General features: G+C 72.5%; 22 protein-coding genes. 5 read left to right on the forward strand and 17 right to left on the reverse strand.

The annotated features are described in order from the left end of the window. Positions 1-435 precede the first annotated feature (435 nt). From tyrS to J2W20_RS07555, 8 genes are all read right to left on the reverse strand, one after another. Complete coding sequence (gene tyrS, locus J2W20_RS07520; protein WP_373457973.1) at positions 436-1,773, reverse strand: tyrosine--tRNA ligase; 1,338 nt, start codon at positions 1,771-1,773, stop codon at positions 436-438. Continuing rightward, positions 1,760-4,021 (reverse strand): HelD family protein, encoded by a 2,262-nt coding sequence (locus J2W20_RS07525; protein WP_307005863.1) that lies wholly within the window; start codon positions 4,019-4,021, stop codon positions 1,760-1,762. Before J2W20_RS07525 ends, tyrS begins: the two co-directional genes overlap by 14 nt. Positions 4,022-4,113: 92 nt before the next feature. Continuing rightward, the gene (locus J2W20_RS07530; RefSeq protein ID WP_373457982.1) at positions 4,114-4,626 is read right to left on the reverse strand and encodes an adenine phosphoribosyltransferase; all 513 of its coding nucleotides are present in this window, start codon (positions 4,624-4,626) and stop codon (positions 4,114-4,116) included. 204 nt (positions 4,627-4,830) lie between these two features. Then, positions 4,831-5,469, reverse strand: coding sequence for a DNA-3-methyladenine glycosylase (locus J2W20_RS07535; protein WP_307005864.1), 639 nt, complete (start codon positions 5,467-5,469; stop codon positions 4,831-4,833). A gap of 5 nt (positions 5,470-5,474) precedes the next feature. Further along, positions 5,475-6,221 (reverse strand): maleylpyruvate isomerase family mycothiol-dependent enzyme, encoded by a 747-nt coding sequence (locus tag J2W20_RS07540; RefSeq protein WP_307005865.1) that lies wholly within the window; start codon positions 6,219-6,221, stop codon positions 5,475-5,477. Positions 6,222-6,257: 36 nt separating this feature from the next. After that, positions 6,258-7,049: a PIG-L deacetylase family protein gene (locus J2W20_RS07545; RefSeq protein ID WP_307005866.1), complete on the reverse strand. Its 792-nt coding sequence runs from the start codon at positions 7,047-7,049 to the stop codon at positions 6,258-6,260. A gap of 66 nt (positions 7,050-7,115) precedes the next feature. Next, complete coding sequence (gene argH, locus J2W20_RS07550) at positions 7,116-8,555, reverse strand: argininosuccinate lyase (protein WP_307005867.1); 1,440 nt, start codon at positions 8,553-8,555, stop codon at positions 7,116-7,118. Between the two features lie 6 nt (positions 8,556-8,561). Then, the gene (locus tag J2W20_RS07555; protein WP_307005869.1) at positions 8,562-9,767 is read right to left on the reverse strand and encodes an argininosuccinate synthase; all 1,206 of its coding nucleotides are present in this window, start codon (positions 9,765-9,767) and stop codon (positions 8,562-8,564) included. A gap of 182 nt (positions 9,768-9,949) precedes the next feature. On the opposite strand from J2W20_RS07555, the gene J2W20_RS07560 reads away from it, so the two are divergent. The 3 genes from J2W20_RS07560 to J2W20_RS07570 are packed head-to-tail and all read left to right on the forward strand — an operon-like array spanning position 9,950 to position 12,473. Beyond that, entirely contained in the window at positions 9,950-11,335 is a 1,386-nt protein-coding gene (locus J2W20_RS07560) for a M20/M25/M40 family metallo-hydrolase (protein ID WP_307005870.1), read from the forward strand. Continuing rightward, positions 11,332-11,898, forward strand: coding sequence for a GNAT family N-acetyltransferase (locus J2W20_RS07565; protein ID WP_307005871.1), 567 nt, complete (start codon positions 11,332-11,334; stop codon positions 11,896-11,898). The genes J2W20_RS07560 and J2W20_RS07565 overlap by 4 nt, the downstream gene beginning before the upstream one ends. A gap of 32 nt (positions 11,899-11,930) precedes the next feature. After that, positions 11,931-12,473 (forward strand): DapH/DapD/GlmU-related protein, encoded by a 543-nt coding sequence (locus J2W20_RS07570; RefSeq protein WP_307005872.1) that lies wholly within the window; start codon positions 11,931-11,933, stop codon positions 12,471-12,473. A gap of 48 nt (positions 12,474-12,521) precedes the next feature. Here the strand turns inward: J2W20_RS07570 and J2W20_RS07575 are convergent, their stop codons facing one another. Then, the gene (locus J2W20_RS07575; protein ID WP_307005873.1) at positions 12,522-13,127 is read right to left on the reverse strand and encodes a GNAT family N-acetyltransferase; all 606 of its coding nucleotides are present in this window, start codon (positions 13,125-13,127) and stop codon (positions 12,522-12,524) included. An 80-nt stretch (positions 13,128-13,207) separates the two neighbouring features. After that, on the reverse strand, positions 13,208-13,672 hold the full coding sequence (locus J2W20_RS07580) for a phage tail protein (RefSeq protein ID WP_307005874.1): 465 nt from the start codon (positions 13,670-13,672) through the stop codon (positions 13,208-13,210). 106 nt (positions 13,673-13,778) lie between these two features. Between J2W20_RS07580 and J2W20_RS07585 the strand changes: the two genes are divergently transcribed. Beyond that, the gene (locus J2W20_RS07585) at positions 13,779-14,381 is read left to right on the forward strand and encodes a DinB family protein (protein ID WP_307005875.1); all 603 of its coding nucleotides are present in this window, start codon (positions 13,779-13,781) and stop codon (positions 14,379-14,381) included. On the opposite strand, the gene J2W20_RS07590 is transcribed toward J2W20_RS07585, so the two are convergent. Genes J2W20_RS07590 through argC form a run of 7 tightly spaced genes read right to left on the reverse strand, consistent with a single transcriptional unit; the run spans position 14,382 to position 20,828 of the window. After that, a complete protein-coding gene (locus J2W20_RS07590; protein ID WP_307005876.1) occupies positions 14,382-14,822 on the reverse strand; it encodes a VOC family protein in 441 nt (146 codons plus the stop codon). A gap of 3 nt (positions 14,823-14,825) precedes the next feature. Then, on the reverse strand, positions 14,826-15,344 hold the full coding sequence (locus J2W20_RS07595) for an arginine repressor (protein ID WP_307005877.1): 519 nt from the start codon (positions 15,342-15,344) through the stop codon (positions 14,826-14,828). 13 nt (positions 15,345-15,357) lie between these two features. Next, positions 15,358-16,329 (reverse strand): ornithine carbamoyltransferase, encoded by a 972-nt coding sequence (argF, locus tag J2W20_RS07600; RefSeq protein ID WP_307005878.1) that lies wholly within the window; start codon positions 16,327-16,329, stop codon positions 15,358-15,360. Further along, positions 16,326-17,636: an acetylornithine transaminase gene (locus J2W20_RS07605; protein WP_307005879.1), complete on the reverse strand. Its 1,311-nt coding sequence runs from the start codon at positions 17,634-17,636 to the stop codon at positions 16,326-16,328. Before J2W20_RS07605 ends, argF begins: the two co-directional genes overlap by 4 nt. Further along, entirely contained in the window at positions 17,633-18,595 is a 963-nt protein-coding gene (argB, locus tag J2W20_RS07610) for an acetylglutamate kinase (protein WP_307005880.1), read from the reverse strand. Before argB ends, J2W20_RS07605 begins: the two co-directional genes overlap by 4 nt. Positions 18,596-18,600: 5 nt before the next feature. Continuing rightward, entirely contained in the window at positions 18,601-19,767 is a 1,167-nt protein-coding gene (argJ, locus tag J2W20_RS07615; RefSeq protein ID WP_307005882.1) for a bifunctional glutamate N-acetyltransferase/amino-acid acetyltransferase ArgJ, read from the reverse strand. Next, positions 19,764-20,828, reverse strand: coding sequence for an N-acetyl-gamma-glutamyl-phosphate reductase (gene argC, locus J2W20_RS07620; protein WP_307005883.1), 1,065 nt, complete (start codon positions 20,826-20,828; stop codon positions 19,764-19,766). Before argC ends, argJ begins: the two co-directional genes overlap by 4 nt. Before the next feature lie 125 nt (positions 20,829-20,953). Here argC and J2W20_RS07625 point away from each other — a divergent pair, with 125 nt between their 5' ends. Next, the gene (locus J2W20_RS07625) at positions 20,954-21,919 is read left to right on the forward strand and encodes a quinone oxidoreductase family protein (protein ID WP_307005884.1); all 966 of its coding nucleotides are present in this window, start codon (positions 20,954-20,956) and stop codon (positions 21,917-21,919) included. Positions 21,920-21,930 lie beyond the last annotated feature (11 nt).

Here is a 21,930-nt window from a genome sequence, read left to right on the forward strand (position 1 = left end):
CATGCACAGGGGCGCACAGCAGCAGGCACATTTGACAACCATAAAAAATGGCATCAACAAACTTGGCACACTATTGAGTTCTCAAACAACACGCCCCCGCAGGTACTCCGACCAGCCAACCGGCCGGCCACATCCCCGCGGCAACAAGATTCAATCCTACCCGATTCGGACCGCCGTTTTCAAATCGGCTTTCCGTTTTTCCATTCGAGGCGCTGCAGGCCGCCCTGGCCTCAAAAGGCCAGCACTCCGAGCATTTCCCGAAGGGAAGATCGAGGTTTTCCGCCTCCGCTCTGCGTTGGCGACTCGGAATACATTACCCGCGGCCCCGTCCGCGCGCAACTCGTGGAAGGCGCCCGGGCGTGTCGCCTTGACCACACGAGAAGGGCCCCCACGGCGGCTGCCGTGGGGGCCCTTCTCGGCGTCCGAGCCCGTGCCTCAGCCTTCGAGGACGGCCGTGGCCAGGTGCTTCTTGCCCCGCCGCACGAGGAAGTAGCGCCCGTGCAGGGCGTCCTCTACGGCCACTGCGGCGTCGGGATCGGTGATCTTGGTGTTGTTCACGTAGGCGCCGCCCTCCCCGACCGTGCGCCGCGCCGCCGACTTGCTCTCGGCCAGTCCCGTGGCGACCAGCAGCTCGACGACACCGAGCTGCTCGGCCGTCACCGCCGCCGTCGTCAGCTCCGCGGTGGCCGCGGAGAGGGTGCCCTCGTCGAGGACGCCGAGGTCGCCGTTGCCGAAGAGCGCCGCGGAGGCTGCGATGACCTTCTCCGTCGCATCGACGCCGTGCACGAGGGAGGTCACCTCGAAGGCGAGGCGCCGCTGGGCCTCCCGGGCGAACGGCCGCTCGGCGAGCGCCTCCTCGAGCTCCCCGATCTCGGCGCGGGTGAGGAAGGTGAACACCTTGAGGCGGTCGACCACGTCCGCATCCGAGGTGTTGAGCCAGAACTGGTAGAACGTGTACGGCGAGCACATGGCCGGATCGAGCCAGATGGCGTTGCCCTCGCTCTTGCCGAACTTGGTGCCGTCCGCGTTCGTGATCAGCGGCGTGCCGAGCGCATGGACGGTCTTGCCCTCGACCTTGCGGATCAGCTCGGTCCCGCTCGTGAGGTTGCCCCACTGGTCGGAGCCGCCCGTCTCGAGCACGCACCCGTACTGGCGGTACAGCTCGAGGTAGTCCATGCCCTGCAGGATCTGGTAGCTGAACTCGGTGTAGGAGATGCCCTCGTCCGAGCTCAGGCGCGAGGCCACCGCGTCCTTCCGCAGCATCGTGCCGACGCGGAAGTGCTTGCCGATCTCACGGAGGAAGTCGATGGCCGAGAGGGGCGCGGTCCAGTCGAGGTTGTTCACGATCCGTGCGGCGTTCGCCCCCTCGAAGGACAGGAAGCGGCTCACCTGCGCCTTGAGGTAGCCGACCCACTCGGCGACGGTGTCCTTGGTGTTGAGCGTGCGCTCGGCGGTGGGCCGGGGGTCGCCGATCAGGCCCGTGGACCCCCCGACGAGGCCCAGCGGCTTGTGGCCGGCCAGCTGCAGACGGCGCAGGACGAGCAGCTGGACGAGGTTGCCCAGGTGGAGGCTCGGGGCGGTGGGGTCGAACCCGCAGTAGTACGTAATCGGCTCCCCGGAGAGGAGCTCTTCGAGCTCGCCCTCGTCGGTCGAGACGTGGATGAGGCCACGCCACACGAGCTCCTGCCAGATGTTCGGGAAGCTCGGATCGTTCTTCTGGGAGTCGAGGATTGCTGTCTGCGGCACGGCCTCTACGGTATCAGCCACGCCCATCCTTCCCCTGTTCGATGCCGGCCGGCAGCGGCCCCTCCGAGATGAGCCGGAGCCGCTGCGTCGGGCGCGTCATGGCCACGTAGAGGTCGCCCACCTTGCCGTACTCGTGGTCGAGCAGGGCCGAGGGCTCCAGGACCACGACGGCGTCGAACTCGAGGCCCTTGGCCTCCCGCGGATCGAGCACCACGATGTCCTGCTCGAAGCTGCCCGCTCCCCCGCCGACCCGGGCTCCGTACACCCGGCGCAGGGCGTCCCGCGCGGCCCCGAGCAGCGGCGCCTCGGCGATGACGGCGACCAGACCGCCGTCGGCCGCCTCGAGCTCCTCGGGGAGCACCTCGAGGAGGCGGGGCACGACGGCGCCGGCCCCCACCCGCTCGACGATCGGGTCCCAGCGTCCTTCCCGCACGGCCTTGGGCGCCGAGACCACGAGCCCCGCGGCCGCGGCCATGCGCGCCGCCGCCTCCGCGATCTGGGCCGGGGTGCGGTAGTTGACCGTGAGCTCCTCGAGCGTCCAGCGGTCGCCGAAGAACGGGCGCAGGGCGCGGCCCCAGGACGACGCGCCGGCCGCCGACGAGGTCTGGGCGATGTCCCCGACGATCGTGAACGACTTGAGCGGGCAGCGGCGCACCAGCAGGCGCCACTGCATGTACGAGAGCTCCTGCGCCTCGTCGACGATGATGTGCCCGTAGGCCCACGTGCGGTCGCCGACCGCGCGCTCGGCCGCGGTGAGGCGCACCTCGGGCTCCTGCTGGAAGGCCACGAGGTCCTCGGCCTCGACCACGCCGTCGATCCCCTGCTCGCGCAGGGCGGCGTCGATGTTCTTCAGGGTCTGCTGGGCGTTCTCGAGGTCGCGGCGGCGCTCGGCCTCGCGGCGCGCCGCCTCGTGCCCCGTGGCCGCGTCGAGCTCGCCGAGCAGCTCCCACGCCTCGTCCAGCAGGGGCACGTCCGCCTCGGTCCAGGGCGTGTCCTCGGGGCGGTGCAGCAGGTCGCGCTCCTCCTCGGTGAACTCGTGGGCGACCGCGTCGAGGATGCTCCGGCGCCCCAGGAGCTCGGCGACGAGCTTCTCCGCGGTCATGGGCATCCAGCACAGGTTCACGGCCACCCGCACGTCGCGGGACTGCCGCACGTCCTCGGCGAGGTACGAGCGGTCCGTCGTGTTGCCCGAGCCGCTCGCCTCGACCTTGGACTGCAGCTGCTCGGTGAGCTCGCGCAGGAGGATCTTCACGAACGTGTTCCGGGCCTCGTTGTACGGCTTGCCGGTGGCACGGGCCTTGTCCCGCGCGCGGCGGACCTGGCGCGGGGTGAGCAGCAGCCGGTAGCCCTCGACCTCGAGCACCCGGTCCGCGGAGGGGACCCGCTGCCGGTTCGCGACGGCGGCCGCGATGAGCGGGACCATGCGCTGGCTCCCCTTGAGCGCGGCGATACGGGGGTCCTTCTCCGGCACGGCCGTGATGCCGGGCATGAGCCGGCCGACGCTGGACATCACGACGCCGGTCTCGCCGAGCGAGGGCAGGACGCGTTCGATGTACTTCATGAAGGACGACGACGGGCCCACGAGCAGCACCCCGGCGCTCTTGAGGCGGTCGCGGTGCGAGTAGAGCAGGTATGCCGCCCGGTGCAGGGCCACGGCGGTCTTGCCGGTGCCGGGGCCGCCCTGGACGACGAGGGCGCCGGCCATGGGTGCGCGGATGATGCGGTCCTGCTCGGCCTGGATGGTGCTGACGATGTCCGCCATGCGGCCCGTGCGCTTCGAGTTCAGCGCAGCGAGCAGCGCGCCCTCGCCCTGGTGGTGCGCGGTGCCCTCGGTGAGCATGTCGGAGTCGAGGACGTCGTCCTCGATCGCGACGACCTCGCGGCCCTGCAGGATGAGGTGGCGGCGCCGGCGCACTCCCTGCCGGTCGAACGCCGTGGCCTGATAGAAGTGGCTCGCCTCCGGGGCGCGCCAGTCGACCATCAGGCGGCGCAGGTCGTCAGTGCTCAGGCCGATGCGGCCGATGTACTGGGACTCACCGCCGTCGAGGTCGAGCCTGCCGAACACGAGGCGGTTCTCCACGGCGTCCAGCTGGGCCAGGCGGTCCTCGTACATCGCGGCGAAGGCGTCGCGTTCCGACACATTCTGGATCGAGCCGATGGCACCGGCCTTGCGGACCGCCGCCAGCTGGCCGCGCTTCTCCTCGCGCAGCTCATCGAGTCGCGTGTACAGACCCCTGACGTAGTCCCGTTCATGGGCGAGATCGGCGTCGAGCATCCTTGCCTTCCCCTAACAAGAAAAGTTTGACCGTCCATTCTACTGCGATTCCGGTGAACGTAGCGTGCACCGACGCGGCGGGGACGGGCTGGTCAGTCGCCGAGGCGCTGGAGCGAGTGCACGCGATGCCCCGCGAGGGCCTCGCGGCCGCCCAGCCCTTCGAGCTCGAGCACGACTCCCACGCCCACCACGTCGCCGCCGCACCGGCCCACGAGGCGCACCGCGGCACCGACCGTGCCGCCGGTGGCGAGGACGTCGTCGAGCACGAGGACGCGGGCGCCGGGGGCGATGTCCGTGGTGTGCACCTCGAGCGCGGCCGTGCCGTACTCGAGGGCGTACTCCTCCAGGAAGGTCTCCCGCGGGAGCTTCCCCGCCTTGCGGACCGTGAGCACTCCCGTGCCGGTCGCATAGGCCGCGGCTGCCGCCAGCAGGAACCCGCGAGCCTCGATGCCGGCGACGAGGTCGAACTGGCCGATGAAGGGCGCGACGATCGCGTCGACGATGGCGCGCAGGCCCTGCGGGTCGGCGAACGCCGGGGTGAGGTCCTTGAAGATGATCCCGGGCTTCGGATAGTCCGGCACCGTCGCGCAGAGGCGGTCGAGCAGCTCCCCCACCGAGGCGCCGGGCGGGGCTGCCGCGGCGGGGTCCTGGGAGTTCGGGGTCGTCTCTGGGCTGGGTTCGTTCACGGCTCAACGTTACCGAATGTCGGTCGTCAGGCCGCCGCCAGGTCCGGGGACCCGCGGGAGGTGACCTTCAGGAAGTGACTCTCAGAAGGTGACCTTCAGGACGTGACCCCCAGGAGGTGGCCTTCAGAGGGGGCTGGGCGGGCGGGCCTTGGCGGGGCGGTACGGCGAGACGCTCGGCTCCCCCGGGAGCCAGAACCGCCAGGGGTAGTCGGCCGAGCCCCCCGGCCCCGCCACGCCCACGCGGGGCCCCGAGAGCACCCCGGCGGCGCGGTGGGGCGGGGGTTCGAGCCGGAACCGGCCGCCGTCGAGCGCCTCCCCGTTGTCCCCGCGGCCGATGGCGAGCGCCTGGGTGAGGCGAGCCGGGCCCCGGGCGAGGTCCGCGTCCCGCTTGGCGGCCGGGCGCCGCAACTGTGCCAGCTCGAGGCCCTCGACCACCTCTCCGCCCCTGAGCAGGCAGCCGGAGGAGCTGCCCGCCGGCCCGCACACGATGTTCGCGCAGAAGTGCATCCCGTAGGTGAAGTAGACGTACAGGCGCCCCGGCGGGCCCCACATCGCCTCATTGCGCGGGGTGCGGCCGTTGTAGGAGTGCGATCCGGGGTCGGGGTGGTCGGAGTCGCGGTGCCCGCGGTAGGCCTCCACCTCCGTCAGGCGCACGGCGACGGTCCCCTCCGGCGTGGTGTGCGAGAGGACGGCGCCGAGCAGGTCGGGGGCGACGGAGACCGGGTCGCGCAGGAGCCAGTGGACCAGGGAGTCGAAGTCCACGGGCGCTACGCCGCGGGGAGCGCCGACGGCCACGGCCCGAGCTCGGGCAGCGGGACCGCTTGGCCCTCGCGCTCGGCGCGGACGGCGCCGTGGGAGACCGGGCGGCCGGCGAGCCAGGCCGCGAGGTCCTGCAGGCGTCCGGCGAGCACGACGGCGTCGCTGCCGCCGCCGACGCGGATCTGCTCGCCGCCGGCCGGGCGCAGGACGAAGACCTGGCCCTCGGGGACGCGCGGGGCCAGGAAGTCCACCAGGTGGCGGCAGAACGCGGCGGTCCACTCCTGCTGGGTGCACCCTGTCCCGAGGTCGCTGCGGTGGACCACCAGCTCGCGCCAGAGGGCGAGCCCGGCGTCCCGCACCACGCCGTCGCGGAAGCGGACCGGGAGGTCCCATTCGGCCGGCCCGAGCGCGGCGAACGCCGCGACGGCGCGGTCGACGGCCGCCCCGGTGCGCCGCCGGTGCACCTCGGCCGAGGCCCGTGCGCCGGTGTCGATGGCGCGGTCGCGGGCAGCCTTGCCGCCGTCGTAGAGGTCGGCCTGCTCGTTCCGGCGGGCGAGCTCTGCCTGCCGGGCCAGCGCCGCGGAGATCCCCTCCAGGTGGGCCAGGACGTGCCCACGGGTCCATCCGGGCAGCTCGGACGGGGCAGCGACGGAGTCCTCTCCGAGACCCCCGATCTCGTGGTGGATCCCCTCTGCCGCGGCGCGGAGGGCGGCGAGGAGCTCGGTGTCGGTCGGGGCAGCGGCGTCGGTTCCCATGCTCTCCAGCCTAGCCAGTCGGGGCCCGGGCGGGGCCTAGCCGAGGCCCTCGAAGATGTCCGTCAGGAGCGGACGGGGCCGCTCGCGCGGGGGCCAGACCTGGACGAAGTGCTCGTGGGAGGCGGCCGAGAGCCAGGCGGCGCGCGCGAGGGGGTGCTCGAACAGGGACAGCCGCTGGCTGCGGTGCTCGGCGAGCCCGGCGACGACCCGCTCGGCGACGCTGCGGGTGTCCACCCGTATGTCGACGAGCGCATCGGAGATGCCGCGGAAGTGGTAGACCTGCGCGGGGTCCCAGGGCGGCAGCCCGCTCGAGGTGCGGGCCGCGTTGATGCGCAGCCAGGTCGATTCCTTCAGGGCCCAGTGCAGGAGCCGCTTCAGCCCGGGGCCCCCGCTGCCGGCGAGCGCGAGGAAGGCGGCGTCCGTGGCCCGGCCGATCGTGATGTGGTCCGGGTGCCCCGTCACGCCGTCCGGTCCGAAGGTGGCCACCACGTCCGGGCGCTCTTCCTCCAGCAGTGCCCGGATGCGGGCTGTGAGCCCGCCGAAGTCGGCGTCGCAGAGGCATCCGTCCTCGTAGCCGAGCCATTCGTGGCGATCGGGTCCGCGCCCGTGGGCGGACCACGCCCGTTCGTCCTCCGCGCGGCGGTACCGCCCGAGGTCGGCGCGCGTCGTCGCGGTCCCCGGCGCGATCATTCCCGCGGCCCCGTCCGTTGCATGGACGAGGGCGAACCGGAACCCCGGCTCGGCGGCGTGGAGGGCGATCGAGCCGGCGATGCCGATGGCGTCGTCGTCAGGGTGCGCCACGACGAGCATGAGGGTGCGCGGGGGCACGCACTGATGATGCGCCGAGGCGGCCGCCCCGGGAAGGGCCGGCCGCCTCGGAGTTGCGCGCGGTGGTCAGGCGGCGAAGGCCCGGGCGTCGGCGAGCTGCGCCCTGAGGGCGTCCAGCTGCCGGGCGACCGCCGACGGCGCCGTGCCGCCCTGGGCGCTCCGGCTCGCCAGGGACCCCTCCGTGGAGAGCACGGAGCGGACCTCGGGGGTCAGCGCGGGGCTGATCGCCGCGAACTCCTCGTCCGTGAGGTCCCACAGCTCGACCCCCCGCGACTCCGCCTGCTTGACGGCGGCCCCGGAGAGCTCGTGGGCCTCGCGGAAAGGCACCCCCTGGCGCACCAGCCACTCGGCGATGTCGGTCGCGAGGGCGAACCCCTGCGGGGCCAGGGAGGCCATGCGCTCCGTGTTGAAGACGAGCGTGGCGACCATGCCGGACACGGCCGGGAGCAGGAGCTCGAGGGTGTCCGCGGCGTCGAAGACCGGCTCCTTGTCCTCCTGCAGGTCGCGGTTGTACGCGAGCGGGAGGCCCTTGAGCGTCGCGAGCAGGCCCGTGAGGTCGCCGATGAGGCGGCCGGCCTTGCCGCGCGCGAGCTCGGCCACGTCCGGGTTCTTCTTCTGCGGCATGATGCTCGACCCGGTCGAGTACGCATCGTCCAGCGTCACGAAGGAGAACTCCTTCGTGGCCCAGAGGATGACCTCCTCGGAGATGCGGGAGAGGTCCACGCCGATCATCGCCGCGACCCACGCGAACTCGGCGAAGACATCGCGCGAGGCGGTGCCGTCGATCGAGTTGTGCACCGCGGAGTCGAAGCCGAGGTCGGCGGCCACGGCCTCGGGGTCGAGGCCGAGGGACGAGCCCGCGAGCGCGCCGGAGCCGTAGGGGGAGACGGCCGCGCGGCGGTCCCAGTCCTGCAGGCGCTGCACGTCGCGCAGCAGCGCCCAGGCATGGGCGAGGAGGTGGTGGCTGAGCAGGACGGGCTGGGCATGCTGGAGGTGCGTCCGGCCGGGCATCGCGGCCTCGGGATGCGCCTCGGCCTGGGCCACGAGGGCGTCGACCGTCGCCAGGACGCCGCGGACGATGACCCGCGCGTGGTCGCGCAGGAACATCCGCCCGAGGGTTGCCACCTGGTCGTTGCGCGAGCGCCCGGCCCGCAGCTTGCCGCCCAGGTGGGCCCCCGCACGCTCGATGAGGCCGCGCTCGAGCGAGCCGTGCACGTCCTCGTCCGACTCGGCCGGGACGTAGGCTCCGGACGCCACATCGGCGTCCAACCGGTCCAGCGCATCCAGCATGCCGGCGAGCTCGGCATCGTCCAGCAGCCCCGCGCGGTGCAGGACCCGGGCGTGGGCCCGGGAGCCGGCGATGTCGTAGCGGGCCAGCCGCCAGTCGAAGTGCGTGGACTTGCTCAGCGCGGCGAGCGCGTCCGCCGGTCCCCCGGCGAAGCGGCCGCCCCAGAGCGCGCCCTCGTTCGTCCCGTGCTGCTGCGGCGCTCCGCTCTCCTCAGCCACCCTCGCTCACTCCCCCGCGGCGCGCTGGTCGCGGGTCGAGGCCACCTTGGAGGACATGCCCCAGATGTCGATGAAGCCCTTCGCGTTGGACTGGTCGAACGTGTCGCCGGTGTCGTAGGTGGCGAGGTTGAAGTCGTACAGCGAGGTGTCTGAGCGGCGGCCGTTGACCACAGCGGTGCCGCCGTGCAGGACCATGCGGATGTCGCCGGAGACGTACTGCTGCGAGTCGTCGATGAAGACATCGAGGGCGCGCTTGAGCGGGGAGAACCACTGACCGTCGTAGACGAGCTCGCTCCAGCGGCGGTCCACCCCGGCCTTGAAGCGCGCGTGCTCACGCTCGATCGTGATGTCCTCGAGGTGCTTGTGCGCGGTGATGAGGGCCATCGCGCCCGGGGCCTCGTAGATCTCGCGGGACTTGATCCCCACGAGCCGGTCCTCGACCACGTCGATGCGGCCCACACCCTGGGCGCCGGCGCGGCGGTTGAGCTCCTGGATGATCTGCAGCGGGGTCATCGCCACGCCGTCGAGCGCGGTCGGCACGCCCTGGACGAAGGTGATCGTCAGCTCGTCGGGGGCCGGGGGGAACTCCGGCGTGGCCGTGTAGTCGTAGATGTCCTTGGTGGGGGCATTCCAAATGTCCTCGAGGTAGCCCGTCTCCACGGCGCGGCCCCACACGTTCTGGTCGATCGAGTAGGGGTTCTTCTTCGTGGTCACGATCGGGAGGTGCTTCTCCTCCGCGTAGGCGATCGCCTTGTCGCGGGTGAGGGCCAGGTCGCGGACCGGGGCGATGCACTTCAGGTCGGGGCCGAGGGTCTGGATGCCGACCTCGAAGCGGACCTGGTCGTTGCCCTTGCCCGTGCAGCCGTGTGCCACCGTGGTGGCACCGAACTCGCGGGCGGCCTTGACGAGGTGCTTGACGATCACCGGGCGGGAGATCGCGGAGACGAGCGGGTAGTGGCCCTGGTAGAGGCCGTTCGCCTTGAGGGTAGGCATGCAGTACTCGTCCGCGAACTCGTCGCGCGCGTCGGCGACGTAGGCCTCGACGGCGCCGCAGCCCAGGGCGCGCTGGCGGACGGTCTCCATGTTCTCGCCGCCCTGGCCGACGTCGACCGCGACGGCGACGACCTCGGCGCCGGTCGCGTCGGCGATCCAGCCGATCGCGACGGAGGTGTCCAGACCGCCCGAGTAGGCGAGGACGATGCGATCCTTCACGGTGTTCTCCTTCAGCACGGGGATGCATGGCGGCATGGCCAGCACGAATTGTTATGCATCAGTCTACATAGATATGCATAGACCGCAATCTGGGGCCGAGAGGCACTGGAGGCATTCTCCGCCGTCCGCCGCCCCGGCGTACAGCGCTTGGCGGGAGCCGGGCCGGATGGAAGGGTGGACCCATGGCGGACTACACCGAGCTCCTGCGGGCGCACGCCCGGGCGGGAGCGGAGGAGGCCGTCCATGCTCTGCGCAGCCTCGTCTCCATCCCGGGCTCCGCGTGGGCCGGGGCCGATCCGCAGCACCTCGAGCACAGCGCCGCCCTCGTGGCCCAGCTGTTCGGGGACGCCGGGTTCCCGGAGGTCGACGTCGTGCGGGCGGAGAAGCCCGACGGGATGCCCGGCGCCCCCGCAGTCCTCGCGCGCCGGCCCGCGGCACCCGGGTCCCCCAGCGTGCTCCTCTACGCCCACCACGACGTCCAGCCGACGGGCGACCTCGGGGCCTGGCACAGCCCGCCCTTCGAGGCCGTCGAGCGGCGCGGACGCCTGTTCGGGCGCGGAGTCGCCGACAACAAGGGCGGCGTGGTCCTCCACCTGGCCGCGTGCCGTGCCCTGGCCCGGACGCTCGGCGTCGAGGCAGGCGTGGGCGTGACGGTGCTCGTCGACGGCGAGGAGGAGGTCGGCTCGCCGTCGCTGCCCCGCCTGCTGGATGCCCAGGGCACGCTCCTGCGCCCGGACGTGGTGATCGTGGCGGACTCGGGCAACTGGCGGGTGGGCGTGCCGGCGCTCACGACCAGCCTGCGGGGCTTCGCCTCGGCGACCCTCGAGGTCCGGGTCCTCGAGCACTCGCTGCACACCGGCACCTTCGGCGGCGCGGTCCTCGATGCCCTCGCCGCGCTGTCCCACCTCGTCGCGAGCCTCTACGCCGCCGACGGCAGCGTCGCCGTTCCGGGCCTCGTGGGCTGGGACGACGGCCGGTGGGAGCTGAGCGAGGAGGACTACCGGCTCGATGCCGGAGTGCTGCCCGGGGTGCAGCTTGCCGGTTCCGGCAGCATCGCGTCACGGCTGTGGACCAAGCCGGCCCTGTCCATCATCGGCATCGATGCCCCGCCCGTGGCGCTGTCCGCGGACGCGATCGTCCCTTCTGCCCGGGCGAGGTTCAGCCTCAGGCTCGCCCCCGGGGACGACCCGGCGCGGGCGCTGGCAGCGGTGCGCGCGCACCTCGAGGCGAACGCTCCCCTCGGCGCCCGGATCACGGTGACGCCCGGGGCCTCGACGGAGGCCTTCGCCGGAGACGCCGCCTCGGGCCCCGCCCGGAGCATGCTGGCGGCGATGAAGGAGGTCTGGGGCGTGGACCCGGTGCTCATGGGCGTGGGCGGCTCGATTCCCGCCGCGGCCGAGCTCGCCGCCCGGTTCCCGTCGGCGCAGGTGCTCATCACGGGGGTGGAGGACCCGGACTCCCGCGCGCACGGCGCGGACGAGTCCATCGACCTGGCTGACTTCCACAGGGCCGTCCTCGCAGAGGCGCTCCTGCTGGCCTCGCTCGGCCACGGCGGGAGGGCAGCGTGAGGTGGGGACCCGCCGTCGTCCGTCCCGAGCGTCCCGGGGACTTCCCCGCCGTCCGCGCCGTGACTGCGGCGGCGTTCGCCAGCGCCGCCCACTCCGCGCCGCCCGTGGACGAGACCGGGGATCCGGGCGAGGCGGCGCTCGTCGAGTGGCTCCGCGCCGATGCCGGGTACCTGCCGTGGCTGGCCCTCGTCGCCGAGGAGGGGGGCGCTGTCGTCGGCCACGCCATCACGACCCGCGGGTGGATCGACGCAGCCGGCCGCGACCCGGTGCCGGCGCTGGGGCTCGGGCCGATCTCCGTGCGGCCGGACCGGCAGGGCCGGGGCATCGGCGCGGCGCTGCTCGAGGCGACCGTCCGCGCCGCCGAGGACCGGAGGGAGCGGCTCATCGCGCTCCTCGGCGACCCCGCCTACTACGGCGCCCACGGCTGGGAGCCTGCCTCGCGGCACGGCATCGCCGCTCCTGACCCGGCGTGGGGCGGGCTGTTCCAGGTCCGGCTGCTCCCCGCGCACGACGGCGCCCGGGGCACCTTCCGCTACGTCGCACCGTTCGCGCGGCTCGGGTAGCCGCCCCCATGCCCGCAGGAGAGGATGGGGGGATGTCCCGCGAGAGGTTCATGCGCATCCACAGCCCCGAGTTCCAGGCGATGAGCGAGCGCGTGCTGCAGGTGACCGCCCTGACCTCCCGGCTCAACGTCCTGCCCTTCGACGACGAGGAGGGCAAGGCCGCGCTCTTCGAGCAGATCCTGGGCCGCCCGCTGCCGCCGCGGGTGACGGTCTACCCGCCCTTCTACACCGACCACGGCCTCGGGCTCGACTTCGCCGAGCGGGTGTTCATCAACCAGAACTGCACGTTCCTGGACTATGCCGGGATCCGGCTGGCCGAACGCGTGATGGTCGGGCCCGGGGCCACGTTCATCACGAACGGCCACCCGGTCGATCCCGCCGAGCGGCGGCTGTGGCTGACGGGGGCGCCCATCGATGTGGCGGAGAACGTGTGGATCGGCGCCGGCGCCATGATCCTTCCCGGCGTCAGCATCGGGCGGGACGCCGTGATCGCAGCGGGCGCCGTGGTGGCCGACGACGTCCCGCCGGCGACCCTGGTCATGGGCCCGAAGGGCACGGTGCGCCGGCAGTGGTGATCCGCGGCGGCCGGCCTCCCCTGGCGCGCGTCGTGGCAGAGCCGCGGTTCAGGCGGGCGCCACGACCGTGCGCATGACGCAGTTCTTGCTGCCCTTGGGGCGGACGTACTCGAACCCCGTGGCCTCGAAGAGCCGTCGCGTGCCGTTGTAGAGCACCGCCTGGCGTGCGCCCCCGGTGTCGTGCGGATAGCCCTCGACCATGCCGCCGCCCGCGTCCGCGATCAGCCGCAGCGCGCCCCGGACGGCGACTGCAGAGAGGCCGTGGTGGCGATGGCGCCGGTCCACGAAGATGCACGTGAGCCGGTAGTCCGGCAGCACGTCGAGCTCGGCCTCGTACTGTTTGCGGTGGTAGATGTTCGGCAGTTCCGCCGGCGTGCCGTACTCGCACCATGCGACGGCCTCCCCGTCCTGCAGGACGAGCGCCGCGTGCGCCCGGCCCTCGTCGACGAGGCGGCGCTTCTGGGTGCGGTTGTCCTCCTCGGCGCGCCGCTTCTCGGCGTAGAAGGTCTGGAACCACATGCACCAGCACCCGCCGAAGACGCCGTTGTTGCGCTCGGCCAGGTCCGCGAAGGCATCCCAGGTCGCTGGGCCGAGGGCGACGACGGTGAGGGCGCCGGGCTCCACGCCTGCCGTGACGGTGCCGGGGGTGTCCACCGCCTCAGGCTAGGACGCGCGCCGGGCCCTGTACATGCCCCACCGCGGCGGTACTGCCACGGCCGCGGCCGCGGGTCAGGTCAGTACTCGCCCTTGATCACGAAGTACGAGCCTCGGATCTCGCCGGCGAGCTTGGACTTCTGGCGGGCGAACTTGAAGGTGCCCGCGAGCTCCTCCGGGACCTCCATCCCCTGGGAGAGCTTGAAGCCGACCGCGCGTTTGCCGCCGTCCTCGACGGAGTACATGACGTTGATCGAGAGGCCAGACTCGTAGAACACATAGGCCATCCGGAGGCCGTCCACCTCGAAGGAGGTGACCTCCAGTGGGCGGGAGGCGATGGTGAGGCTGCGCTCCTCCGCGAGGATCCGCTGGATCCATTCCAGGGTTTCGGGTGCCTCGCTGGCCGGCGTGACGGTGAAGTCGTGGTCGTACTTGTTCTTGAAGTAGCGGGACTCGTTGGCCCTCAGCCCGGCCAGGGCGTCCGCGACGGGGGACGATTCGAGTCCCACGGTGGACACGTCCTTGAAATCTACGGTGTACGGCATCTGTCGCTCCTCGAAGTGGTCCTTGCACTGCCCACACTACGGCCGGACCCGCGTGGCCCCTTCTCGATTCCTGATCGATCGGATGCCGCTGTAGCAGAATGCAGGCATGACGGACCTCACCGACGCCAAGGACGCGCTCAGGTACTACCTCCAGGAGGCCCGGGAGGCGCTCCTGTGGAAACTCGACGGGCTCGGCGAGCGGGAGCTGAGGATGCCGCGCACGCCCACCGGCACGAACCTGCTGGGCATCGTCAAGCATGCGGCGAACGTGGAGATCGGGTACTTCGGCGACACGTTCGGCCGTCCGTGGCCCACACCCCGGGAGCGGGTCTCGGACGCCGAGGTCGACGCTGACCCGCAGGCCGACTGGTACGCGACGGAGCACGAGAGCGCGGCCGGCATCGTCGACCTCTACCGTCGCGTCTGGGCCTTCGCCGACGCCACCATCGATGCCCTGCCCCTCGAGGCCACCGGCAGGGTGCCCTGGTGGCCCCGCGAGAAGAGCGAGGTGACCCTCGGCCGCGTCCTCGTGCACGTCCTCACAGACCTCGCCCGGCACGCGGGCCACGCCGACATCCTCCGCGAATCGGTCGACGGCGCGGCGGGCCTCGTCCCGGGCAGCAGCAACCTCCCGGACCAGGACTGGTCCGCGTACGTGCAGAAGCTCACCGCGCTCGCCGAGGGCTCCGAGCGGCCGACGTCGGGGTGACTAGCCGGTCCGCTGGGCCAGGGCGACGATGATCCCCTCCGGGCCGCGCACGTACACCATGCGCCAGACGTTCTCGTACTCGCCCACCCCGCCGACCAGGCTGTAGCCGTCCGCGGCCAGCCGCTCGACGGCGGCCGGGAGGTCGTCGACCTCGAAGGCCACATTGCGCAGCCCCAGTTCGGTGGACATCGCGCCGGGCGAGCCCGGCTCGTGGGCGGGCCGGACGAAGCTGGAGAGCTCCACCCCGGCGCCGCCATCGGGCGGCCGGAGCATGACGATCTCGCTGCGCGAGCCGGGGATGCCGATCACCGTGTCCACGAACTCGCCCTCCATCACCATCCGGCCCTCGACCTCGAGGCCCAGGCCGACGAAGAATGCCGTGGCCGCGGCGAGGTCCGCCACGGTGATGCCCACGTGGTCGAGGCGCCGCACCCGCCCCACGGCTCAGGCCCCCTGGGAGGCCAGCTCGAGGAAGCGCGCGGCGACGGCCTCTCCGCCGGACGGGTCGCGAGTGACGATCATGACCGTGTCGTCCCCGGCGATGGTGCCCAGGATCGAGGGGATCACCGAATGGTCGATCGCGAGCGCCAGGAAGTTCGCCGCGCCGGGCGGGGTGCGCAGCACCACGATGTTGGCACTCGACTCGGCGGTCACGAGCAGGTCGGCGCACAGCTTCGCGAGCCGCGCGTCGAGGACCTCGGGCGCCTGCCCCAGGCGGGGGCTGCGGTCCCCTCCCTCGCCCCGCACCGCGTACACGAGGCCGCCGTCGGCGCCGCGGACCCGGACGGCCCCGATCTCCACGAGGTCGCGGGAGAGGGTCGCCTGGGTGACCTGCACGCCGTCGTCCGCGAGGAGCGCGGCGAGCTCGGCCTGCGAGCGCACCGGCTGCCCCGCCAGGAGCGCGCGGATGCGCGCCTGGCGGGCGGCCTTCGTCTGCGGGGCGGCGCCCGGAACCGCTGTCATGGTCAACGTCTCGTCAGAGGGCCGGGAGGCCCTCGACGACGGCCTGGCCCGAGTAGTGCAGGACCCACGCGAGGAGGGCCTTCTGGGCGTGCAGGCGGTTCTCTGCCTCGTCCCACACGACCGACTGCGGGCCGTCGATGACCTCTGCGGCGACCTCGTAGCCGCGGTATGCCGGGAGGCAGTGGAGGAACACGGCGTCGGGGGCGGCCTTGGCCATCGCCGCGGCGTCGACCGAGTAGTCGCGGAAGAGGGACAGGCGCGCCTCCTTCTCCGCCTCCTGGCCCATCGAGACCCAGGTGTCCGTGGTGACCACGTCGGCGCCGTCGAGGGCGGCGACGGGGTCAACGGTGACGAGGACCGATCCGCCGGTCTGGGCGGCGACGGCCTCGGCCTCGGCGACGACCTCGGCGGCGGGGAGGTAGCCCTCGGGCCCGGCGATGCGCACGTGCATGCCCGCCGTGACGCCGGCGAGGAGGTAGGAATTGGCCATGTTGTTCGCCGCGTCGCCGAGGTAGGCCATCGACAGGCCCGCGAGCTCGCCCTTGTGCTCCTTGACCGTGAGCAGGTCCGCGAGGAGCTGGCACGGGTGGTAGTCGTCGCACAGCGCGTTGACCACGGGCACGCGGGAGTTCGCGGCCATGTCGACCAGGCCCTGGTGGGCCCCGGTGCGCCACACGATCGCCGCGACCATGCGCTCGAGGACCCTGGCGGTGTCCTCGACCGACTCCTTGTGCCCGATCTGGCTCTCGCCCGGGTTGATGATGAGCGGCGTCCCGCCCATGTCGGAGACACCGGTGGAGAAGGAGACGCGGGTGCGGGTGGAGGTCTTGTCGAAGATGACCGCGACCGTCTTGCGGCCGGCGCCCTCGGCGGCGAGCGGCTGCACCGAGTACGGCGCGGCCTTCATCCGCACGGCGAGGTCGAGGACCTCGGCCTGCTCGGCGGGGCTGAGGTCGGTGTCCTTGAGGAAGTGCCGGGTGGTCACTTCGCCTCCTTCAGGGTGGTGGCGGCTGCTGCGACGAGCGCGGGCAGCGCGGCGGCGAACGTATCGGCCTGCTCGGCCGTGAGGATGAGGGGCGGGGCCAGGCGGATGGTGCGCGGGCCCGGCGCGTTGACGATGAAGCCCGCGTCGAGGGCGGCGTTGACGACGGCGCCGGCCAGGTTCGCGCCGTCGGGCACCCCCGCGGGGCTCGCCAGGTCGACGCCGATGAGCAGGCCGCGGCCGCGGACCTCGGCGACCTCCGGCAGGTCCGCGAGCGCGGCGCGCAGTCGCTCTCCCACGGCACGGACGTTGGCGAGGACTCCCTGCGTCTCGATCGCGTGCAGGGTGGCCAGCGCGGCCGCCGTCGCCACGGGGTTCCCGCCGAACGTGGTGCCGTGCTGGCCGGCGGTGAGGCGGGCGCTGTTCTCCTCCCCGAACGTCACGAGGGCGCCGATCGGGAAGCCGCCGCCGAGGCCCTTGGCGAGGGTGACGGCGTCGGGCACGATCCCGGCGCCCTCGATCGCGAGCCACGTGCCGGTGCGGCCCATGCCGGTCTGGACCTCGTCGACGATCAGGAGGGCACCGGCGTCGCGGGTGATCTTCCGGGCGGCGGCGAGGTAGCCGGGTGGGAGCGGCACGACGCCGGCCTCGCCCTGGATCGGCTCGAGGAAGACGGCCTGCGTGGTCGCGTCCACGGCGGCCGCGAGGGCGTCGACGTCGCCGAACGGGACGTGGACCACGCCGCCGGGAAGGGGTTCGAACGGCTCGCGGTAGGCCTTCTTCGCCGTGAGGGCGAGGGCTCCCATGGTGCGGCCGTGGAAGGCGCCCTCGAGGGCGACGACCTTGGTCCGGGGCTGCTCGGCGGTGCCGGCGTTGCGGCGGGCCAGCTTGAACGCGGCCTCGTTGGCCTCGGTCCCGGAGTTCGCGAAGAACACCTTCGACCCGGCCGGGGCGCCGGTGACCTCGAGGAGCTTCTCGGCCAGGGCCACCTGGGTGGGGCTCGTGAAGAAGTTCGAGACGTGCCCGAGCGTGGCCAGCTGCGAGGAGATCACGGACGTGACGAACGGGTGGGCGTGGCCGAGGGCGTTGACGGCGATGCCGCCGAGGAGGTCGAGGTACTGCTTCCCGTCGGCGTCCCACACGTAGCAGCCCTGGCCGCGGACGAGGACGCGCTGCGGCGTCCCGAACACGCCCATGAGCGAGTCCGAGTAGCGGGAGAGCCACTCGCTCCCGCTCGAGGTCCCCGCCAGCTCGGACGCGGGGCGGACCTCCGGACGGCTCTCGGTGGTGTTCGTGCTGTCCTGGCTCATGCGCGCGTTCCTTCCCCGTCGGGGACCACCTGGGTCCCGACGCCGGCGTTCGTGAAGATCTCGAGGAGCATGGTGTGCGGGCTGCGGCCGTCCACGATCGCGGCGCGGTCGACCCCCTCGGTGACGGCCTTGAGGCACGCGGCCATCTTCGGGATCATGCCCGAGGCGAGGCCCGGCAGCATCTCGCGCAGCTCGGAGGCGGAGATCTGGGAGACGAGCGAGTCCCGGTCGGGCCAGTTGCGGTAGAGGCCCTCGACGTCGGTGAGGATCACGAGGCGCGAGGCGCCCAGCGCCACGGCGACCGCCGCGGCGGCCGTGTCCGCGTTGACGTTGAGGACCTGGCCGGTGGGCTGGTAGAGGGCGCCGTCGGCCGCCTCCGCGTCCTCGACCTCGGGCGCGACGCCGGAGATCACGGGGATGCGGCCCGCCTCGAGGATGTCCAGGACGGCGCCCGGCTCGACGCCGACCACCTCGCCGACGAGGCCGAGGTCCACCTCCTCGCCGTCCACGACCGCGCCGGTGCGGACGGCGCGGAGCAGGCCGGCGTCCTCGCCCGAGAGGCCCACGGCGTAGGGGCCGTGGGAGTTGATCAGGCCCACGAGCTCGCGGCCCACCTGGCCGGTGAGGACCATGCGGACGATGTCCATGGCCTCGGGGGTCGTGACGCGCAGCCCTCCCTTGAACTCGCTCTCGATGCCCACCCGGCCCAGCATCGCGCTGATCTGGGGGCCGCCGCCGTGGACCACCACGGGGCGGATGCCGACGTGGTGGAGGAACACGATGTCCTCGGCGAACGCGCGGCGGAGCTCGTCGTTGGCCATCGCGTTGCCGCCGTACTTGACCACCATGGTGGTGCCGGCGAACTTCTGGATCCAGGGCAGGGCCTCGATGAGGGTCTCGGCCTTGTCCATGGCGAGGCGGAGGTTGGGGCTCTGGGGGGCGGTGGGGGCGTCAGTCATGGGTCTCAGCTCGAGTAGGCGGAGTTCTCGTGCACGTAGTCGTGCGTGAGGTCGTTGGTCCAGATGGTCGCCTCGGCGTCCCCGGCGGCGAGGTCGATCTCGACGAGCACCTCGCGCGGCTCGAGGTCGACGAGCGAGCGGTCCTTGCCGATCCCGCCGTTCTGGCAGATCTCGACGCCGTTGATGGACACGTTCAGGGAGTCGGGCTCGAACGCCGCGTCGGTGGTGCCGACGGCGGAGAGCACGCGCCCCCAGTTGGGGTCCTTGCCGAAGATCGCGGTCTTGAAGAGGTTCGACCGCGCCACGGCACGGGAGACGGTCTCGGCGTCCCGCTCGGTGGCGGCGTTGAAGGTGCGCACGGCGATGTCGTGCGCGGCGCCCTCGGCGTCGCCGATGAGCTTGCGGGCCAGCTCGGCGCAGACCTGGGTGAGGCCGGCGGCGAACGCGTCGGCGTCCGGGACCGCCCCGGAGGCGCCGGAGGAGAGCAGCACGACGGTGTCGTTCGTGGACATGCAGCCGTCGGAGTCGGCCCGGTCGAAGGTCACGCGGGTCGCGTCCCGGAGGGCGGCGTCGAGCATCTCGGCAGCGGCGGCGGCATCGGTGGTGAGGACCACGAGCATCGTCGCGAGGCCCGGGGCGAGCATGCCGGCGCCCTTGGCGATGCCGCCGATGGTGTACTCGATCCCGGCCGCGTCGGTGCCGGTGAACACGGACTCCTTCGGCACAGTGTCGGTGGTCATGATCGCGAGCGCGGCGTCGTGGCCGCCGTCGTCGGCGAGGGCCGCCGCGAGCTCGTCCACGCCGTGGACGATCTTGTCCATGGGCAGCTGCTCGCCGATCAGCCCGGTCGAGCAGACCACGACGTCGCCGGCCGAGATGCCGAGGACGTCGGCGGCCTTCTCGGCCGTCGTGTGGGTGTTCTGGAACCCCTGCGGACCGGTGCAGGCGTTCGCCCCGCCGGAGTTGAGCACGACGGCGTCGACGCGCCCGTCCGTGACGACCTGCTTCGACCAACGCACGGGGGCGGCCATGACCCTGTTGGTGGTGAAGACGGCGGCGGCGTGGCGGTCGGGGCCGTCGTTGACGATGAGCGCCATGTCCGGCTTGCCGGAGGCCTTGAGGCCGGCGGTGACGCCGGCGGCCCGGAAGCCCTTGGGTGCGGTGACGGTCACGGTGCGACTCCCAGCTGTGCGAGGCCGGTGCCCTCGTTCAGGCCCAGCGCGATGTTCATGGACTGCACCGCGCCGCCGGCGGTGCCCTTGGTGAGGTTGTCGATGGCCGAGCTGACGATCACGCGCCCGGCGTGCTCGTCGAAGGCCAGCTGGAGGACCGCATTGTTGGACCCGAGGACCATCTGGGTGGCGGGCCACTGGCCGGAGGGCAGGAGGTGGACGAACTGCTCGTCCCCGTAGGCGGACTCCCAGGCGGCGCGCAGCGACGCGGGCCCGACGCCGTCCTTGACGCGGGCCGTGGCGGTGGTGAGGATGCCCCGGCTCATGGGCGCGAGGGTCGGGGTGAAGGAGACGGTGACGGGCTCTCCGGCCGCGTTGGAGAGGCCCTGTTCGATCTCGGGCGTGTGCCGGTGGCCGCCGCCCACGCCGTACGGGCTCATGGATCCCATGACCTCGGAGCCGAGCAGGTGCGGCTTGACGCTCTTGCCGGCCCCGGAGGTCCCGGACGCCGAGACGACGACGACGTCCTCGGGCTCGAGGAGGCCGGCGGCGAAGCCCGGGGTGAGGGCGAGCAGGACGGAGGTCGGGTAGCAGCCGGGGACGGCGATCCGCCGCGCGCCCCGCAGCTTCTCGCGCTGCTTCTGGCCGCTGCCCGTGCCCGCGCCCGGACCGACTGGGAGCTCGGGCAGCCCGTAGGGCCAGGTGCCGGCGTGCTCGGAGCGGTAGAACCGGAACCAGGCCTCGGGGTCCTCGAGGCGGTGGTCCGCGCCGGCGTCGATCACGAGGGTGTCCTCGGGCAGGGCGGCGGCCACCTCGGCGGACGCCCCGTGCGGGAGCGCGAGGAACACGACGTCGTGGCCAGCGAGGTTCTCCACGGTGGTCTCGACGACGACGCGGTCTGCGAGCGGGAGCAGGTGCGGCTGGAGCTCCCCCAGCCGGCTGCCCGCGCTCGAGTGGGCGGTGATGGCCCCGATCTCGACCTCGGGGTGGTTGGCCAGCAGGCGGAGGACCTCTCCCCCGGCGTAGCCGCTGGCTCCGGAGACGGCTGCAGTAATGGTCACCGCTCCACTCTAGGCAAGTTTATGCATTGCAGTCAATATTTATGCATCGGGTTCTTCCCGGTCAGCTTCCCTAGGATGGTGGTGCGAACCGAACGACACTGGACTTCGAGACACGCAGGAGAACCATGATCAACGCCATCGTCGCCACAGCCCCCGGGGGCCCTGAAGTCCTCAAGCCCACCGAGATCGCCAGGCCCGAGCCCGGCCCGGGGCAGATCCTGGTGCGCGTCGCCGCGACCGGCATCAACTTCATCGAGACCTACCAGCGCCAGGGCCTCTACACGATGTCCTTCCCGTTCACGCCCGGCGCGGAGGCCTCGGGGGTCGTGGCCGCCGTGGGCGAGGGCGTCGCCGACTTCGCCGAGGGCGACCGGGTGGCGACCGCCGAGGGCGCGGCGACCTACGCGGAGTACGCCCTGATCGACTCGGACAAGGCCCTCCCCATCCCGGAGGGCGTGGACCTGCTCACCGCCGCCGCGCTCCCCCTGCAGGGGATGACTGCCCACTACCTCATCAACTCGACCTTCCGGGTGGAGCCCGGACAGACGGTGCTGCTCCACGCTGGCGCGGGCGGGGTGGGCCTGCTCATGATCCAGATGCTCAAGGCCAAGGGCGCGCGCGTCATCACCACGGTCTCGAACGACGCCAAGGCCGACCTCGCCTCGGGCGCCGGCGCGGACCACGTGATCCGCTACGACGGCTTCCCCGAGCAGGTCCGGGAGCTCACCGGCGGGGCCGGCGTCGACGTGGTGTACGACGGCGTGGGGCGGGACACGTTCGACGGCTCCCTGACGAGCCTGCGCATCCGCGGGATGCTCGTGCTGTTCGGCGCGGCGTCCGGCCCGGTGCCCCCGGTGGACCCGCAGCGGCTCAACGCCGGCGGCTCGCTCTTCCTGACCCGTCCCACGCTCGCCCACCACCTGCTCAATGCCGCCGAGCGGCGCTGGCGCTCCTCCGAGGTCTTCGGCGCGGTGGCCGACGGCTCGCTCAACGTCCGCATCGGGGCGCAGTTCCCCCTGTGGGAGGCCGCCGCGGCGCACACCGCGCTCGAGGGCCGTGCCACCACCGGCAAGGTCCTCCTCGTCCCGTAGCCGCCCACCCC

Origin of the sequence: Sinomonas atrocyanea (assembly GCF_030812675.1) — a bacterium.
Classification (GTDB): Bacteria; Actinomycetota; Actinomycetes; order Actinomycetales; family Micrococcaceae; genus Sinomonas; species Sinomonas atrocyanea_B.